At 74.5% G+C, this 16,230-nt stretch carries 14 protein-coding genes; 5 read left to right on the top strand and 9 right to left on the bottom strand.

Features of this window, described 5'->3' with window-relative positions; translation table 11 throughout:
* Positions 1-15: 15 nt before the first annotated feature.
* The 3 genes from AB0I68_RS12175 to AB0I68_RS12165 all read right to left on the bottom strand — a co-directional run bounded on the left by AB0I68_RS12175 (position 16) and on the right by AB0I68_RS12165 (position 1,887).
* Positions 16-219, bottom strand: coding sequence for a ferredoxin (locus AB0I68_RS12175; protein ID WP_363177141.1), 204 nt, complete (start codon positions 217-219; stop codon positions 16-18).
* Positions 220-224: 5 nt separating this feature from the next.
* On the bottom strand, positions 225-1,412 hold the full coding sequence (locus AB0I68_RS12170; protein WP_363177140.1) for a cytochrome P450: 1,188 nt from the start codon (positions 1,410-1,412) through the stop codon (positions 225-227).
* Positions 1,413-1,548: 136 nt separating this feature from the next.
* Positions 1,549-1,887, bottom strand: a complete 339-nt coding sequence (locus tag AB0I68_RS12165; RefSeq protein WP_363177139.1) for a thioredoxin domain-containing protein — start codon at positions 1,885-1,887, stop codon at positions 1,549-1,551.
* Between the two features lie 209 nt (positions 1,888-2,096).
* Between AB0I68_RS12165 and AB0I68_RS12160 the strand changes: the two genes are divergently transcribed.
* Positions 2,097-2,366 carry a hypothetical protein gene (locus tag AB0I68_RS12160; RefSeq protein ID WP_363177138.1) on the top strand — a complete coding sequence of 90 codons (270 nt, stop codon included), beginning with the start codon at positions 2,097-2,099 and terminating at the stop codon, positions 2,364-2,366.
* A gap of 16 nt (positions 2,367-2,382) precedes the next feature.
* Here the strand turns inward: AB0I68_RS12160 and AB0I68_RS12155 are convergent, their stop codons facing one another.
* Positions 2,383-2,757 (bottom strand): hypothetical protein, encoded by a 375-nt coding sequence (locus AB0I68_RS12155; protein WP_363177137.1) that lies wholly within the window; start codon positions 2,755-2,757, stop codon positions 2,383-2,385.
* Between the two features lie 253 nt (positions 2,758-3,010).
* Between AB0I68_RS12155 and AB0I68_RS12150 the strand changes: the two genes are divergently transcribed.
* Together AB0I68_RS12150 and AB0I68_RS12145 are read left to right on the top strand one after the other, a co-directional pair.
* Complete coding sequence (locus AB0I68_RS12150; RefSeq protein WP_363177136.1) at positions 3,011-3,370, top strand: YciI family protein; 360 nt, start codon at positions 3,011-3,013, stop codon at positions 3,368-3,370.
* An 83-nt stretch (positions 3,371-3,453) separates the two neighbouring features.
* Positions 3,454-4,674, top strand: coding sequence for an RNA polymerase sigma factor (locus AB0I68_RS12145; RefSeq protein ID WP_363177181.1), 1,221 nt, complete (start codon positions 3,454-3,456; stop codon positions 4,672-4,674).
* A gap of 19 nt (positions 4,675-4,693) precedes the next feature.
* Here AB0I68_RS12145 and AB0I68_RS12140 read toward each other — a convergent pair whose 3' ends face one another.
* The 4 genes from AB0I68_RS12140 to AB0I68_RS12125 form a co-directional block, all read right to left on the bottom strand.
* Positions 4,694-6,181, bottom strand: a complete 1,488-nt coding sequence (locus AB0I68_RS12140) for a condensation domain-containing protein (RefSeq protein ID WP_363177135.1) — start codon at positions 6,179-6,181, stop codon at positions 4,694-4,696.
* Positions 6,182-6,287: 106 nt separating this feature from the next.
* Entirely contained in the window at positions 6,288-7,265 is a 978-nt protein-coding gene (locus AB0I68_RS12135) for an ABC transporter ATP-binding protein (RefSeq protein WP_363177134.1), read from the bottom strand.
* On the bottom strand, positions 7,262-10,027 hold the full coding sequence (locus AB0I68_RS12130; protein WP_363177133.1) for a hypothetical protein: 2,766 nt from the start codon (positions 10,025-10,027) through the stop codon (positions 7,262-7,264). The genes AB0I68_RS12135 and AB0I68_RS12130 overlap by 4 nt, the downstream gene beginning before the upstream one ends.
* Positions 10,024-13,326, bottom strand: coding sequence for an FtsX-like permease family protein (locus AB0I68_RS12125; protein WP_363177132.1), 3,303 nt, complete (start codon positions 13,324-13,326; stop codon positions 10,024-10,026). The genes AB0I68_RS12130 and AB0I68_RS12125 overlap by 4 nt, the downstream gene beginning before the upstream one ends.
* A 180-nt stretch (positions 13,327-13,506) precedes the next feature.
* On the opposite strand from AB0I68_RS12125, the gene AB0I68_RS12120 reads away from it, so the two are divergent.
* Both AB0I68_RS12120 and AB0I68_RS12115 read left to right on the top strand, forming a co-directional pair.
* Complete coding sequence (locus AB0I68_RS12120) at positions 13,507-14,214, top strand: ABC transporter ATP-binding protein (RefSeq protein WP_363177131.1); 708 nt, start codon at positions 13,507-13,509, stop codon at positions 14,212-14,214.
* Positions 14,215-14,321: 107 nt separating this feature from the next.
* The gene (locus tag AB0I68_RS12115; protein WP_363177130.1) at positions 14,322-15,002 is read left to right on the top strand and encodes a hypothetical protein; all 681 of its coding nucleotides are present in this window, start codon (positions 14,322-14,324) and stop codon (positions 15,000-15,002) included.
* Positions 15,003-15,332: 330 nt separating this feature from the next.
* Here the strand turns inward: AB0I68_RS12115 and AB0I68_RS12110 are convergent, their stop codons facing one another.
* Positions 15,333-16,217 carry a LysR family transcriptional regulator gene (locus tag AB0I68_RS12110; protein ID WP_363177129.1) on the bottom strand — a complete coding sequence of 295 codons (885 nt, stop codon included), beginning with the start codon at positions 16,215-16,217 and terminating at the stop codon, positions 15,333-15,335.
* Positions 16,218-16,230: the final 13 nt, after the last annotated feature.

Raw genomic sequence — 16,230 nt, 5'->3', positions numbered from 1 at the left:
GGCCCCGCGACGGGGTTACTCCTCCTGGATCGTGATGGCGGCGACCGGGCAGGCGCGGGCGGCCTCACGGAGCAGTGGGCTGCCGTTGCCGTCCTCCCGGCCCGGGAGTACCTGGCTGAAGCCGTCGTCGTCCTGGGTGAACACGTCCGGCGCGGTCAGGGCGCACTGCCCGGCGCCGATGCAGACGGCCGTGTCGATGTCGATGCGCTGTGGCGACATGCCTCTCACCATGCCACGGGAAGTTCGACCATGCCCTGAATGGTGTCGCCGGGCCGGAACGGGATCCGGTCGGGCTCGGCCGCCAGCCGGAGCCCGGGCAGCCGCGCGAACAGCGTCCCCAGGGCGATCTCCATCTCGGCGCGGGCCAGGTTCTGCCCGAGGCACTGGTGGATGCCGAAGCCGAACGCCACGTGGTGCCGGGCGGAGCGGTGCCAGTCCAGCGCGTCCGGCTCCGCGAACACCGCCGGGTCCCGGTTGATGACGGAGGTGGAGAAGATCACCCCGTCGTCCGCGCGGACCGTCACCCCGCCGACCTCGATGTCCTGCGTCGCCACCCGCAGCATCCCGTCCGCGATGGACAGGAAGCGCATCAGCTCCTCCACGGCCACGGAGATCAGCGACGGGTCGGTGCGCAGCTCGGCCAGCTGCTCCGGGTGCCGCAGCAGGGTGAACGTGCCGAGGGAGAGCATGTTCGCCGTGGTCTCGTGGCCCGCGATCAGCAGGATCGCGGCCAGCGAGACCAGTTCGTCGATGTCGGTCTCACCCGTCTCCAGCCGCCGTTCGACGAGTTCGTCCAGCAGCCCGTCGCCCCGGTGCGTCCGCTTGCGCTCGATCAGATCGGCCAGGTAGCCGTTGATCCGTGCCCGCGCGTCCTCCACGTCGGCGAGCTCCGGCCCGCGCAGCAGCCGCCGCGACTGCGCCTCGAAGAACTCGTGGTCCTCGTACGGCACTCCGAGCAGGGCGCAGATCACCATCGACGGCACGGGCAGGGCGAAGGCGCTGACCAGCTCGGCCTCCGGCCCCTTGGCGATCATGTCGTCGATCAGCCGGTCCACGGTCTCCTGGATCGCGGGCCGCAGGGCCGCGGTCCGCTTCAGGGTGAAGCTCGGGATGAGCATCCGGCGCTGGGTGTTGTGCACGGGGTCGTCGACGCCGAGCAGGGCCGTGCGGCGGTTCTGCAGGCCCTTGAACCGCTTCGTGGGAGCGGGGAAGGCCTGGTTCTGCCGGTCGGCGGAGAGCCGTCCGTCGGAGAGCAGGGCGCGCGCCTCGGCGTGCCCGGTGACCACCCAGACCGAGCGGCCGTCGAAGAGGGTGACCCGGGAGAGCGGCCGCTCCTCGCGGAGGGGATGGTAGGCGGCCGGCGGGTGGTAGGGGCAGGTTCGGTCCTGAGGGAAGGCAACGGTCTCTGACATGCAGCACCTCGTAAGCATGGTTCCGTGTGTCCGTCTCACCGGAACCCATTACATGCCCTAGGCACCTATCTGACCTATGCCAGTATCGGCCAGATAGCCCACCTTGGCCGACCCGGCCGGATGGCCGCCGAGCCGCTCAGAGGTGGGCGTCCAGGAACTCCCGGAGCTCCGCACGGCTCATCGCGCCGGCCCTGCTCGCCACGGCCTCGCCGTCCTTGACGAGGACGACGGTGGGCGCGCCGGCCACGCCGAAACGCCTGGTCGGCTCGGGGCAGCGGGTCATGTCGGTGCGGACGGCCGTCAGCCGCGTGCCGTACTCCTCGGCCGCCTCGGCCACGAGCGCGTCCATCGCCCGGCAGGCCTCCAGGGCCTTGGGCCAGGTCCCGATGAAGTAGGCGAGAACCGGCCCCTCGGTCATGCCGAGGATGAAGTCGAACTCCTGGTTCTCCAGCGGCTGGTGTACCCGACGTGCCATGCGTGGTGCTCCTGCTCCGTGTGCCGAGTGATCCGTGGGTCGCCCCCCATCATCGCCGCCGGCTCCGCAGACCCCGAATTCCCGTCCGGAACGGGTGCCAGGCCGGCCCCCGTACGGGGGCCGGCGAAGGCTGAGGCCGGCCGTCTCCGGCAGGCCGGCGCCCGCCGCCCCCGGGCCCGTTGTCAGTGGCATCTGTGAAGCTGGGCTGCATGGACGACAGGATGCTCCGGCGCCGGGTCTACGGCGCCGACCACGACGACCCCGACCCCGGCCCGCGCCCCGGCCATGTCTACGGCGAACTCGTGGGCGGCCCGCTGGACGGGCTCCTCCTGGACATCACGGGGTGGAGCCCGCCCCAGCTCGCCGAAGAGGCCCGGCTCCCCACCGAGATAGGGCGCTACGGAGCCGGCGGCCGCACCCACTACCGCCGCCGCACGGCCGACCCGGACCGCTGGGACTGGTCGGGCGACAGTCCGTGACCCCGGTGGCGGGGCGTCAGCCGGCGGCGCCCCGGCTCACGTTCCGGGCCCACAGGACCAGCGGGAGCTGCAGCGGCAGCCGGGCGACCGCCACGGCCCGGACCGCGGGGGAGCGGCGGCGGGCGTCGACGGCCATCTTCACGTTCGCGGGGAACACCCCGACGAAGAACGCCGCCGCGGCCAGCGCCGCCACCCGGCGCGTCCGCGGATGGGCGACGCCGGCGGCGAGGGCCAGCTCGGCCGCGCCGCTCGCGTACGTCCACTGCCGCGGGGTGCCGGGCAGGGCGCTCGGGACGGTCGCGTCGAACTGCTTCGGCGCGACCGCATGCGCGACGCCCGCCCCGGCCAGGAGGCCGGCGAGCAGCAGAGGGGAAGGCGGAGTGCGCGGCATCGAATGTCCTCTCGGAGGGGCCGGAGGCCGCGATCCTACTCGTGGGTAGGGGCGGCTCGGCCCACCAGGGCACGGCCAAGGGACGCGACCGGGGCCCCGGGCTCGGGCACGGAGTGTCGCTGCCGGAACCCGTCCACCGGGGTCCGGAAGATTCTTTGAGGAATTTCCGGGGAGCTGTTGATCCGGGCGTCTCCCGTTCGACGCAGAAGTGAGAGGCGGGGAAAGTCCCCGCCCTTTTGAACGAGGAGTCACCATGCCGCGCTTCCTGTCCCTGATCCGTATCGACGAGCAGAGCCTCTCCTCCGGCACCCCCCTCCCGGCGGACTTCGACCAGCGCATGGCTGCGCTGCTGGAGGAGATCACCAAGGCCGGGGTGATGCTGGACACCGCCGGGCTGCTCCCCACCTCCGAGGGGACCCGGGTGACCTGGTCCGGGGGCAAGCTGAACTACACCGACGGGCCGTTCACCGAGACCAAGGAGGTCGTCGGCGGCTACGCCATCCTCCAGGCCAAGGACAAGGCCGAGGCGCTGGAGTGGACCAAGCGGTTCCTGGAGATCCACCCCGCGCAGTGGACGGTGGGCGCCGAGCTGCGCCAGATCGCCGAGGCCTGACCGCGCCGCGACGACCGCGCCGCGACTCGCGCCGCATTTGCCCTGCCTCGTCACGGCTGCTCTGATGGGTGGCCGTGACGGCAGTGAGTGCGACCCAGGCGGTCGAAACGGTGTTCCGGATCGAGTCGGCGCGGATCATCGCCGGTGTCGCGCGCATCGTGCGCGACATCGGCATCGCCGAGGAGATCGCCCAGGACGCGCTGGTCGCCGCCCTGGAACAGTGGCCGGAGTCGGGTGTCCCGGACAAGCCGGGCGCCTGGCTCATGGCCACCGCCAAACACCGCGCGATCGACCTCGTCCGCCGCAAGGAGACGTACGCCCGCAAGCTCGCCGAGGTCGGCCGGACCCTGGAGGACGTGCCGCCGCCCGCCGAGCCGGCGGCCCCGGACGACATCGACGACGACCTGCTGCGGCTGATCTTCACCGCCTGCCATCCCGTCCTCGCCACCGAGGCCCGGATCGCGCTCACCCTGCGCCTGATGGGCGGCCTGACCACCCAGGAGATCGCCCGCGCCTTCCTCGCCTCGGAGCCGGCCGTCGCCCAGCGCATCGTCCGGGCGAAGCGGGCGCTGGCCAAGGCGGACGTGCCCTTCGAGGTCCCGTACGGAACCGACCGCGAGGAGCGGCTCGCCTCGGTCCTGGAGGTCATCTACCTGATCTTCAACGAGGGTTACTCGGCCACCGCCGGCGACGACCTCGTCCGCCCCGCCCTGTGCGAGGACGCCCTCCGCCTGGCCCGGGTGCTGGCCGCCCTGATGCCCAAGGAGCCCGAAGTGCACGGGCTGGCGGCCCTGCTGGAGTTCCAGGCCTCCCGGATCTCCGCCCGCACCGGCCCCGACGGCGAGCCGGTGCTGCTCGCCGACCAGAACCGTTCCACGTGGAACCGGATGCTGATCCACCGCGGCGCCCTGGCCATGCAGCACGCGGGGAGCGGCCCGTACTCCGTCCAGGCCGCGATCGCCGGCTGCCACGCGGAGGCGGTCCGCTACGAGGACACGGACTGGGCGACGATCGCCACCCTCTACGGACGGCTCGTGGAACTGATCCCGTCACCGGTCGTGGAACTCAACCGCGCGGTCGCCGTCTCGATGGCCGAAGGCCCGGACGCGGCGCTCCCGCTGGTCGACGCCCTGGCCCGGGAACCGGCCCTGCACGCCTACCACCTGCTGCCGAGCGTACGGGGCGACCTGCTGGAGCGGCTCGGCCGCAAGGAGGAGGCCCGGGCGGAGTTCGAACGCGCCGCCTCGCTCACGCGCAACACGCGGGATCAGGCCCTGCTGCTGGGGCGTGCCGCCCGGGTGTGAACACGGGCGGCCGGCGCCATCAGGAGCGGCGGGCGTACGGGTGCGCGTCGAGCGGGGTGTCGACGGGACGGCGCGGCGAGGCCAGCGCGACCGGCCGGCGGAACGAGCCGTACCGGGCGATCTCACGGACGGTGTGGCGCAGCGCCTCCTGAAAGGCGTCCATGGTGCCGCGCGCGGCGGCGGTGTCCACGTAGAGCGAGTTCATGTGCAGTCCGTCCGCATCCCGCTGGAACCAGGAGCAGGCGCCGTTGGCGCGCGCCGACCACACGTGCGAGGTCGGCCGCCAGTCCTGGTGCCGCTCGGCGCCCGGACACTTGCGGACGTCGATGTACGAGAAGAAGTTCACCGGGTACGGCCAGGAGCGGGCGGCGAACTCGGCGGGTGCCAGCAGCTCCCAGGCCCGGACGAATGGCACGTCGATGTGTTGCACCATCTCGCCGAACCCGGCCCGGACCGCCGCCATGACCTGGGCGAAGTCCCGGCCGGGCGAGGCGTCGAACTCGATCGGCATGGTGTTGACGAACCAGCCGACCGAGTTCGCCCAGCCGCCCCGGCCGCGCTCGCTGACCGGCATGAATCCCCGGTACACGCCCGGCCCGCCGGCCTCGCGCAGACAGACCGCCACGGCGGCGAGGACCCCCATGAACGGCTTGCCGTCCACCGCCCGGCATGCCTTCTCGAACACCTCGGCCTCGGCGGCGTCCAGCAGCGACGACGCCTCGTTGACGATCGGGTACATCCGGTCCGGCTCCACGCCGAGCTCGAGCGGGAACCGCGGGAAGAACGCGCCGCCACTGCGCGCGATGAACGACTTCCAGTAGCCGAGACGTTCGTCGTCGGCGTCGATGGAGAGGTAGCGGTGGCGCTGCTCCTCGGCGAAGTCGAGGTAGCTCGGCGCGGGCGGCAGGTCGATGTCCTCGCCGCGCCGCAGGGCCTCGTACGCGCTCTGCACCTCGTGGACCACGATCGGCATCGACAGGCCGTCGCAGACGATGTGGTCGAAGGCCAGGTAGACGGTCGCGGAGTCCTCGCGCAGGACGACGCCCATGGTGAACAGCGGCCAGGAGAGCGTGTCGATGCTGCGCTTGAACCGCTCGAGGAGGAAGCCGCGCAGGTCCGCGGAGGAGTCGAACGCGGCCACGGGCACGACGTCGAGGGCGAGTTCGCCGACGGCGATCGGCTCGCACGCCAACTCGCCCGCGAGGCGCCGGAACTCGCACCGCAGCACCTCGTGCCGGCGTACGAAGGCCAGCAGGGCCCGGGTCAGGGCCTGTTCGTCCAGCGCGCCCGCGACCTCGAAGGTGACCGCGATCCAGGAGGCGACGGGGTCGTCGGCGCCACGGCTCTCCTCGGCGACGGTGAAGTGCTTGTCCTGGTTGAACGAAGCCCTCCTGCCCGCCGCATCGTCCGGGCAGTCGGCATCCGCCGCCCCGGCCGTCGACCGCAACCGCCACTCGACGACCCGTCCGGGTGCCATGTCGTGCATCTCCAGAGGAAACTGCCGCATTCCGTCATCCCTTCGCCCCCAGCGTCAACCCCGAGCCCCTAACGACACCCGCCCCACGGAAGTGACGCCCGAACCCCGCAGGGGCGGGGTTCACCGGGTGGCCGGCTCACGCATCCGGATCCTGCGGGTCCTCCGCGGAGTCGGGGCGGACCTCGATGTGGTCCGCGGCCAGGTCGACCGCCACGCGGTGCTCCATGCCCAGTGCCTCCAGGAACTTGTACGGGAGCTGCACGCGACCGGTCCGGTCCAGCATCACGTACTCGCGCTCGCTCACCGACTCCGCGCCGTGCTCGTCCGTGACCGTACGGCGCAGCACCTCGCTGCTGGTGCGGCCGTCGCGGATCGCCACCGTACGGCGGACCTCGCCCGCGACGAGCGGGTCGTGGGTCACGATGACCACCGTGGCGCCGAGTTCGCGGTTCACGGTGCGGAACGCCTCGAAGATCGCGGCGCCGGTCTCGGAGTCGAGCTCGCCGGTGGGCTCGTCCGCAAGGAGGACCGGAGGATTGTTGGCCATGGCGACGGCGATGGCCACGCGCTGCTGCTCGCCGCCGGAGAGCTGGGCCGGGCGGCGGTCGGCGAGGCGGGCGATCCCCAGGGCTTCGAGCAGCCCGTCGACCCGGGCGGCGTGGCGCTTCGCCGCACCGCGCCTGGAACCTCCCCTCAACTGGAGTGGTACCGCGATGTTCTGAGCTGCCGTCAGGAAGGGCAGGAGATTGCGGGCGGTCTGCTGCCAGACGAAACCCACCGCCTCGCGGCGGTAGCGCAGCGTGTCCTTGGCGGACATCTCCAGCAGGTTGTAGCCGCCGACGGTCGCGGTGCCCGCGGTGGGGACGTCCAGGCCCGCCAGGATGTTGAGCAGGGTCGACTTGCCGCTGCCGGAGGCGCCCACGAGGGCCACCAGATCTCCCTGGGCGACGGTCAGTTCCAGCCCCTGCAGGGCCTGCACCTCGATGCCGTCGCTGCTGAAGATCCGGACCAGGCGGTCGCAGGCGATGGCCGTGTCCGCCCCGACGCTCCGGGGCTCGGCGGCGGCCAGGGCCCGCCGGCGCAGCTCTTCGTAGGTCGGCTGGTCGCTGTTCAACGCTGGTCTCCCGCTCTCAACTCGGTGGTGATCTGGCGCCGCCCGGTCAGGGCCGCCTCGGCGATCAGGGCCGCCGCGACCAGGCCGGCCAGGATCAACGCCTGTGTCAGCACCGGCCACACGGTGAGCCGTACGCCGGTGTGTGAACGCGAGCCGACCAGCGCGGACAGTTCCACGGCCGGCCCCAGCAGAGCCACGGCGGCCGCCGCGACCAGGGCGCCGCCCAGTGCGGCGGCCAAGGCCTGGGGCAGCGCCTCCGTCAGGATCACCGCCACGCCCTGCCGGGGACGCAGGCCCATGGTCCGCAGTCGCGCGAGCAGCGCGGCCCGTTCGGGCGCGGCCCGGACCATGGTGAGCAGGACGGCCAGCAGGGCGAGGCCTCCCGCGCCGGCCACCGACGCCCAGAACAGCCGTCCCGCCGAGCGCCGCAGCGGGTCGCTCGCCAGCCGGGCGTTCTCGTCGGCGCTGGTGTGCACGGCCCAGCCCTCGGAGGTCGGGCCCTTGGGCGCGGCGCGGACCAGCTCGTCCAGCGCGGCCCTGGCCGGCGAGCCGAGTGCGAACCACCGGTTGGGGTGGGTCGTCTGGGCGATCTTCGCCGTCGCCGGGCCGGCCGGAAGGACGACGAAGGAGCCGCCGACGCCCGGCAGCGCGGGCGTGCCCTCGACCACTCCCGCCCCCTTCACGGGCAACGGCCCGGCGTCGTCGAGGCGCAGCTCGTGGGGACCGGGGCCGGCCAGCCGTGCGAAGTCGCGGCTGAACAGCGCGGGTACGGGCGCGCCGGCCCCGCCGGCGGCCAGCCGGGCCGGGTCGAACTCGCCCCACCCCACGGCCCGGGCCAGCTCCGCGTACGCCACCGGGTCGGCGACGACCACCCGGACCTTGGTCGACCCCTGCTCGGTGCCGAAGACGAACGCGTCGTCGTCCGTCCACACGGGTACGGACAGCCGCACCCCGGGCAGTGCGGCGGCCGCCTTGAGGAGGGTCTCCGGAAGGATCTCCCCGTAGGGCGCGGTGACCTGGGCGTCGCCGCCCACGTTCACCCGCGCCACCTCGATCCTGGCGCTGTCCACGGTGGCGAGTACCGCGGCCCCGAAGCCTGCCGTCGTGATGGCGAGCAGCAGGGCGACCACCGGCAGCACCGAGGGGCGCCGCCGGCTGCCGGTGCCACGTGCGGCCCGGGCCAGCCCGAGGAAGCCGACCAGCCCCGACCGCCGCCCGGCGACCCAGGCCAGCGCTCCGACGAGGGCGGGGACGAGCCGTGCCAGGACCAGGCCGCCGCACAGGGCGAGCAGCAGCGGGGCGGCAACCAGCAGCGGGTCGACGCCCTCCCCGGCGGGGGCGACCCCGCGCCGGCGGACCTCGAACACGGCGGCGGCGGTCACGGCGAGGACGAGCAGCTCGCCCGCCGGCCTGCGCCGGGGGCGCGGGCCGCGCCGTGCGGACAGCACCACGGCGGCCCGTACGGGGAAGGCGAGCAGCGCGAACAGCGAGGCAGCCGACGCGGCGAGCACGGTGGCCGTCCACCGCGGGGTGGGCAGCAGCTGTACGGCGAGAGCCGTCGCGAGCCCGGCGGCGGGCAGCACGGTGACCGCGCCCTCGCCGAGCAGGCGGAGCAGGATGGCGCGGCGGGACCCGCCGCGGGCGTGCAGCAGCCGCAGCTCGGCCTCCCGCCGGTCCGCGGTGAGGGCGCCGGCCAGGCAGAACAGCACGAGGGCCACCCCCGCGAGCCCCGCCGGGCCGATCGCGGCGAGCGGCGCGGCGGCCGCCTGCCGGGCCCGGGCCTGGGTCAACAGCGCCGGCAGCCCGGAGCCGATCCGCAGCCTGGGCCGGTCCGTGTCCCGCGCCAGTTCGGCGGCGGTCCGACCGGCCATGTACCCGGCGATCTGCCGTTCGACGGAGGGCAGTTGATCGGCCCGCAGCGCGCCGACGTCCACCGGGAGCCGCCAGAACTCCTCGGCCTGCCCGCCCCACCGGCCGATGCGTTCCAGCGCGTCCGGCCCGACGAGGGCCGCGGCCTCCCAGTACATCTCCGGCAGCTTCTTGAGGGTGAAACGCGGGCAGGCGTGGGTGGGGCACGGCAGCTCGGTCCAGTAGACGTCCGCCTCGTCGTTCGCGGTGTACAGGCCGACGACCTCGGCGTCGACCTCGTCCGGGGTGCCGGACGAGGTCCGCAGCACCGTGCCGACCTTGGCGCCGAGGGTCTGCGCGGTCTTCTGCGGCAGTGCCACGGGGACGGGTCCGCCGGACGTGCCGCCGCTCGGCCAGCGCCCCTCCACGAGACGCACGTGCTCCTCGGCCTTGCGCAGGTGCATCAGGTACAGGACCGGCGCGACGCCTTCGGGGCGGGCGAGTTCGGGATTGTCGAGGGAGCGCGGCTTCAGGCTCCGGCTGCCGTGCACCGGACCGCTCGGGGCGATCCCGTATCCCGGTCCGGTCCGTGCGAGCAGGGTGGCCAGCGCGGAGTCCAGGCCCTCGGGGCTCTGCGCGGCGTCCTGCGCGGGGGAGGTGACGAGCACGCTCGTCGCGCCGGCGCCGCGGTCCTGGAGGAAGGAGCGCAGCGCCCGGTCGGCGCTGCGGTCCAGGGTGCGCGGCAGCGCGGCCGACAGCAGTACGGTGACGAAGGCCAGCGCGGCGGCGAGCAGGGTGGTCAGCGGCGCCGCCCGCAGCCGGGTCCGCACCCAGGGCGCGGGCCGGGCGCCGGCCTGCGGGCCGGGCGGGGGCGGCGGCGTCGTGGCGGTGGCCGGTGCGGCCGGGCCGGTCATATCTCCTCCACGTACCGCAGCCGGGCGGCTACGCCCCGGCCGCTCTGGTCACGTCGGCCGCCGAGCATGGCCGACAGCAGCGGCAGCGCGGCGATCGCGGCGGCCAGCAGCAGCGTCCGGCCGTCCGGCAGATCCACCACCACCGGCGGCAGCGGGCCGTGGCCGGCTGGAGTCAGCACCATGAACGGCACGACCAGGTGCACGACGACGGCGCCCAGCCCCACGCCCACGGCACCGCCGAGGCCGACCAGCACCAGACTCTCGGCGGCGGCCGTGCAGGTCAGACTCCGCCGGGGCGCACCCAGTGCCGACAGCACGGTGAAATCCCGGGTCCGCTCCCGCGCGCCCGCGGCGGACGAGGCAGCGAACCCGATCGCCGCCAGGACCGCACAGGCCACGGCGAGGGCGGCCAGCGCGCTCTGCGGGCCCGCGCTCAGCGGATCGTCGAGCAGTTCGGCGGCCACCTCCTCGCGCAGCTGCACCTTCTGCCGGCCGACGCCGGAGCGCAGTTCGGCGGCCGCCCGTGCGGGGAGCGGATCGTCGGCGGAGGCCTCCGGGAGCCACCACTCGGTGGGCGGTGGGAGCTCGCGCCCGTTCTCCGCGGCGAACTTCCGGCCCAGGGAGGCCAGATCGACGGCCAGCGCGGTGTCTCCCGCCACGGGCAGCGAGTGCACGGCCGCGGTCACCCGCACCCGTACGGTCGAGTCGCCGAACCGGACGGGGATCGTGTCGCCCACCTTCGCACCCACGGCGCCGAGGTAGGCGGGGGTGGCGATGCCCGGGAGCTCCCCGGCGGCCGGCGGCACACCGGTGGGAGTCAGGGTGACGGTGACGCCGCCCAGGGCGTCGGCCGCGCTGTGGTAGTCCATCCGCAGCAGCTCCGAGCCGTCGGCGGCGCCCGGCACCTGTACCGCCGCGACGCCGTCCTTCAGGGTCGGCGCCGACATCCTCCAGCCGGCCACGGCGGACGGGGGGAGGGGGACGGCCGCGCCGCTCGCCGTGTCGGACACGGCGATCCGGCGGATGGCCAACTCTGCGCCGGCCGGCCGGAAGTCGCCGGGCATCGGGGCGGCGTAGCCGACCGTCATTCCGGCGAGGCTCAGCGGCGCGGCGGCCGCTCCGATGGGGGCATCGGCCAGGGCGTTCAGATGCGCGGAGAGGGTCGCCTCGCCCTCGCCGGGGATCGGCATCATCGGAGTCCGGAAAGTGAGGCCGAACCGGTCGCGCAGCAGCAGCGAGATGCCGGGGGCGCCGCCCTGCTGCGCGCGCAGCGTCACGTCGACGTCGATCCGCACCGGTGCGCCCGGCAGCGCGATGCCGCCGGCACCCGGAGTGGCGGTCGAACCCGGGGCACCCGCGTCGGCGGCGAGCGGGGTGAACAGTTCGGACATCGGGCGCCCGTTCCGCAGATCGGCCCGCAGCGGCACCCGTTCGGCCACCCCTCGGGCATCCAGCGCGAGCAGCTCCGCGGCCGCCCCGCCCACCAGCTCCTGCTGCTTGCGGATCACCGGGATCACCCGCTCGCCGCCGGGCAGTGCCGCGTACCGGCCGCCCTGGCCCATGGCCGACAGATCGGAGCCCGAGATCCGCAGCCCGCCCGCGGTGGCGAAGTCGGCCTGGTCGCGCTGGGACGCGGACCACGCCGTCTGCTGGCCGAGGGCCAGGACCCCGCTGGAGACGGCCAGGACGAGGAGCAGCACCGGCCCGGTCGCGCGTCCGGGCCGCCGGGCGAGCTGCCAGCCGACCAGCGCCGGGCCGAGGCCGCGTCCGCGCGCTGCCATCCGCCCGCCCAGCCGGGCCGCGGCGAACGGCAGCAGCCGCAGCACCAGCAGGGTGCCGGCGCACAGGGCGAGGCTCGGCGCGGCGACCAGCACCGGGTCGATGCCCAGAGCGCCGGACGCACCGGAGTCCCGGGGGCTGCCCGCTCCGGGCCCGGCGTCGTTGTACCGGGACAGCTGCTGGTACGCGAGGACGGCCAGCGCCACCAGCACGAGGTCCGCTCCGGAACGGGTGGCGCGCGCGACGAGCACCTGCCGGCCGCGCGTGCGGCGCCGCGCCGCGGCCGCCGCGCCGCGCAGTACGGCGGGCAGCGCGGTCAGCAGGACGCAGGTGAGGGCGCAGCCCGCCGCGACCGGCCACAGCAGCCAGGTCCCGGAGCTGTCCGCCGGCATCCGGGACAGCGGGCCGAAACCGGCGAGCAGCCGCAGCAGCGGAGAGGTGAGCAGGGGTGCGAGGACGGCGGCCGGCAGCGCCAGCAGCAGCGCTTCCGCCGCGGTGAGGGCTCCGAGGCGGCGTCGGGAGGCCCCGCGTGCGGTGAGCAGCAGGCGCTCGGTTTCCTGCCGGTCCGTCAGGAGGTGGGAGACGAGCAGCAGTGCGGCCGCGGCCAGGACGGTGAGCTGCAGGGCGCCGACCAGCAGCGTGGACCGGGCGACAAGCAGTCCGGACTCCAATTCGCCCAAGAGCTGCGGCAGTTCGGTCTTGGCGTGGAGTCCCGAGGCGTCGGCGAGGGCGTCCGTCGCACTGGTGGCGCGGGCCCGGACCGCCCTGGTCTCGGCGATGCGGGCGGTGGCGAAGTCGGCGGTGAGGAGGGAGTCGCGGCTGTTCTGCACGAGCCCGCCGACGCCGAAGACGGTGTCGTCCACGAGCAGCGGACCGTACGTGGTGAAACTGCCGACCTGGAACTCCCGGCCGCCGAGCGGGTCGAGCCGCCAGTACGCGGCATCGGGGTCGGCCGCCCGGTACACGCCCGTGATCACCACGGTGAGCGGGGCGCCGCCGTACCGGTCGTCGAGGCGCACCTCGGCCGGGAGCGCGTTCTGCGCCAGCCCGAGCCGGGTCAGCGCCGCCTGCGGGACGGCCGCCTGCACCCGGCCGCCCGGCGCGGCGGCCGGCTCGGGCCACTGCCCGCAGACCAGGCGTACGCGGTCCCGGGCCAGGGCCGCGAGCAGCGTCAGGTCGGCGGTGTCCCGGCCGGGGGTGAGTGCGCCGGGCAGCCCGTACGAGCGGCTGCGCGCCACGCTCTCGACGGTGACCGGCAGCCGGCCGAACACCTCGTCGGAGAAGGTCCGTACGGCCTCGTCGTCCTTGCCGCGCGCGGCCACCGGATGCTCGCCGGCGACCAGGACGGTGGTCCGGTTCCGGCCCGGCCCCTGCAGCGCCCGGCGCAGCCCGGCCTCGCCCACGCCGCGGTTGAACGCGAGCAGTGCGGTCAGCACGGTCGTGGTGATCAGTACGGTCAGCAGCACGGCGGCGGCGAGCGGCAGCCGCCCCCGGAGCCGGCGCACGACGAAGCCGAGCATGTGCCGTTTTCCTCCCCCATCCGGACCGTTGGCACCGGATAGCGGACGATGCTGTCAGATTCGACTGTGCATCGGAAGAGATCGGAAGGGACTTGCGCGAACGATGTGACGGATGAGCAAATTCGAAACGGCGGGACGTCAGACGGCTCCGCCGGGCCGATTCCAGGGGGAGTCCAGACCATGACGCAGCAACAGACCGGCACGGCAGCGCCCATGGTGGCGGTGAACGACCTCCGCCGGAGCTTCGGCAGCGGACCCCGGGCCGTCCACGCGCTGCGCGGGGTGTCGTTCGAAATTCGCCGTGGCGAACTCACCGCGCTCAAGGGCCGGTCCGGCTCCGGCAAGACCACCGTGCTCAATCTGGTCGGCGGCCTCGACACCCCGACCGGCGGCACGGTCGTGCTCGACGGCACCGATCTCGCCGCGCTGGACGAGGCCGGACTGCTCGCGCTGCGCCGCGACCGGATCGGCTTCGTGTTCCAGTCCTTCGGGCTGATCCCCGTCCTGACCGCCGTCGAGAACGTCGGCATCCCGATGCGGATGCGCAAGGTGCCGGCGCAGCAGCGCGAGGAGCGCGCCCGCACCCTGCTCGCCCTGGTCGGCCTCGCCGACCACATGGAGCAGCGCCCCGCCGAACTCTCCGGCGGCCAGCAGCAGCGGGTCGCCGTGGCCCGCGCCCTCGCCAACGAGCCGGCCCTGATCATCGCGGACGAGCCGACCGGCCAGCTCGACTCCGAGACCGGCCGCTCGATCATGCAGCTGCTGCGCGCGGTGGTGCGCAGCGAGGGCGTCACCGTCCTGGTCGCCACCCACGACCAGAACCTGATCGAGCTCGCCGACCGCGTGGTGGAGCTGCGCGACGGCCGGATCGTCGACGGGGACGCCTGAGCCGCGGGGCCCGTGCGTGCGCCGCCGCCCCGGCCGCGGAACCGGCGGGGCGGGCTTCGCGTCCCACAGGTGCCGACCGGGCACCGGTACGCGAAGGGGGACCCAAGATGATCCGCCGCACTGCCGCACAGCACGCCTGCACGGCCGCCGTGACCGCCGCCCTCCTGCTCACCGGGTGCGGCAGGGGCGCCCCGTCGGCCGCGCACCCGCCCGCGCCCGGCGGCACCCCGGCAGCGGGGGACAAGCGGTGTCCCGCGCTCGACCTCACCGCCCGCAGTGCCGAGCCGGCCGGCACGGCCCAGAGCGAGGGCGGCACCCCCGAAGGCGCACGCCTGTCCGCGGCCATCGGACAGCAGGGGTACGGCGCCTTCGCCGACGTCTACGCGACGCAGATCACCGACCAGCCCCCGGGCCGGGTGGTCCTCTGCGTCACCGACCTGGCCCGCGGCCGGAAGCTACTGGAGGCGGCGCACTCGGCCGATCCGGAGGCCGACCCGGGCCGCGCCGACCTCTACCTGAGCCCGTACACGCACCGCAGGCTCATGGCCGCGGTCGACCAGGCCATGCGGCTGAAGGATCGTTTCCCCGCCTACGCCGGGCATGCGAGCTCCGGCGCGACGGGGGTCACCCTGGTCACCTCCGCCGAAGGCGCGGCATCGAAGGAGTACAAGGCACGCCTGGAGAAGGCCACCGGAGGCATCCCCGTCACCCTCGAGGCGGGCGACCCCGTGGGCAGCCTGGTGGGCGATCGGCTGACCCGTCCTCCCGTTCCCCCCACCCGTCCGTGAGCAGGTCCGCCATCACCGCAACCGGAAGGGAAGGGTTGGCGGCCGCCGCCCCCGCCACCGCGGGATCGGCGTCGGTGTGCGGATCAGCATGGACGGATGGCCGGCGAGGGAGGCCGCGGCCGCCGCCGGTGTGGCCGGGTTCCGAGCAAGCGGCCACCCGGGCGGGCCCGAGGTCCGTGCGCCCGGCCAACGCCTGTTCCGCGGCTTCGTCCGGGTCCCGATCCGGGTCCCGATCCGGGTCTGCACGCGCGGCCGGCCGGCCGAGCAGCCGGTCGAGCAGCTCGGCCGGCAGCGCCGGATTGGCGGCCAGACCGGACAGCAGGTGCCCGTTCACCGCTCCACCGCCTCGGCCAGAGCCTCGGTCAGCGCCTCGGCGTACGGATGCGGGCGCCGCCGGCGCGGGGCGACGACCCCGATGTGGCGGGCGGGGCGCGGCGGTTCGACCCGTACGACCGCGAGTGACGCCTCCGGGGCCAGCGACACGTGCGGGATCAGTGAGACGCCGACACCCGCGGCGACCAGGGTCTGTGCGAAGAAGTAGTCGGTGGTGGAGGCCGCCACCCGCAGGTCGAAGCCGGCGAGCGCCGCGTACCGGCGCAGGAAGGCCTCCGTCTTGAGGCAGCCGAGCACCCAGCGGTCGGCGGCGAGTTCGGCGAGGCCGAGCGAGGCGCGGCCGGCGAGCCGGTGCTCGCGCGGCAGGACCAGCCAGAGCGGATCGTCCATCAACGGCGTCCAGTCGAGCCCCGCCCGCAGGGGCAGCGGACCGTCGAAGTGATAGGTCAGCGCGAGGTCGGCCCCGCCGCTGCGCACCATCGGCACTGCGGCCTCCGGTTCGGCCTCCCGTACGGTCAGCTCGACATCGGGGTGCGCGGCCACGAACCGGACCAGCGCCGCCGGCAGCAGATGCCGGCCGCCGCTGGTGAACGTGGCGACCGTCAGCCGGGGCCGCTGCGCCGTCAGCCGGTCGATCTCGTGGCGGACCTGGTCCAGCTCGGCGGAGATCGTCTCCGCCGCCTCCACCAGCAGCCGCCCCGGCTCGGTCAGGGTGACCCCGCGGGTGCTGCGCACCGCCACCGGGTGGCCCAGGCTCCGCTCCAGCGAGGCGATGTGCTGCGAGACGGCCGACGGGGTCAGCAGCAGGGCTCCGGCCGCCTTGTTGAAGCTGCCGTGCTCGGCGACGGCGCGCAGGATGCGCAGCCGCTGCACATCGATCATAAGTTTTCCTTCA

It is taken from the genome of Streptomyces sp. NPDC050448 (assembly GCF_040655295.1).
GTDB lineage: Bacteria > Actinomycetota > Actinomycetes > Streptomycetales > Streptomycetaceae > Streptomyces.
The sequence above is the reverse complement of the archived record's forward strand: the minus strand, read 5'-3'. Positions and strand labels throughout refer to the sequence as shown.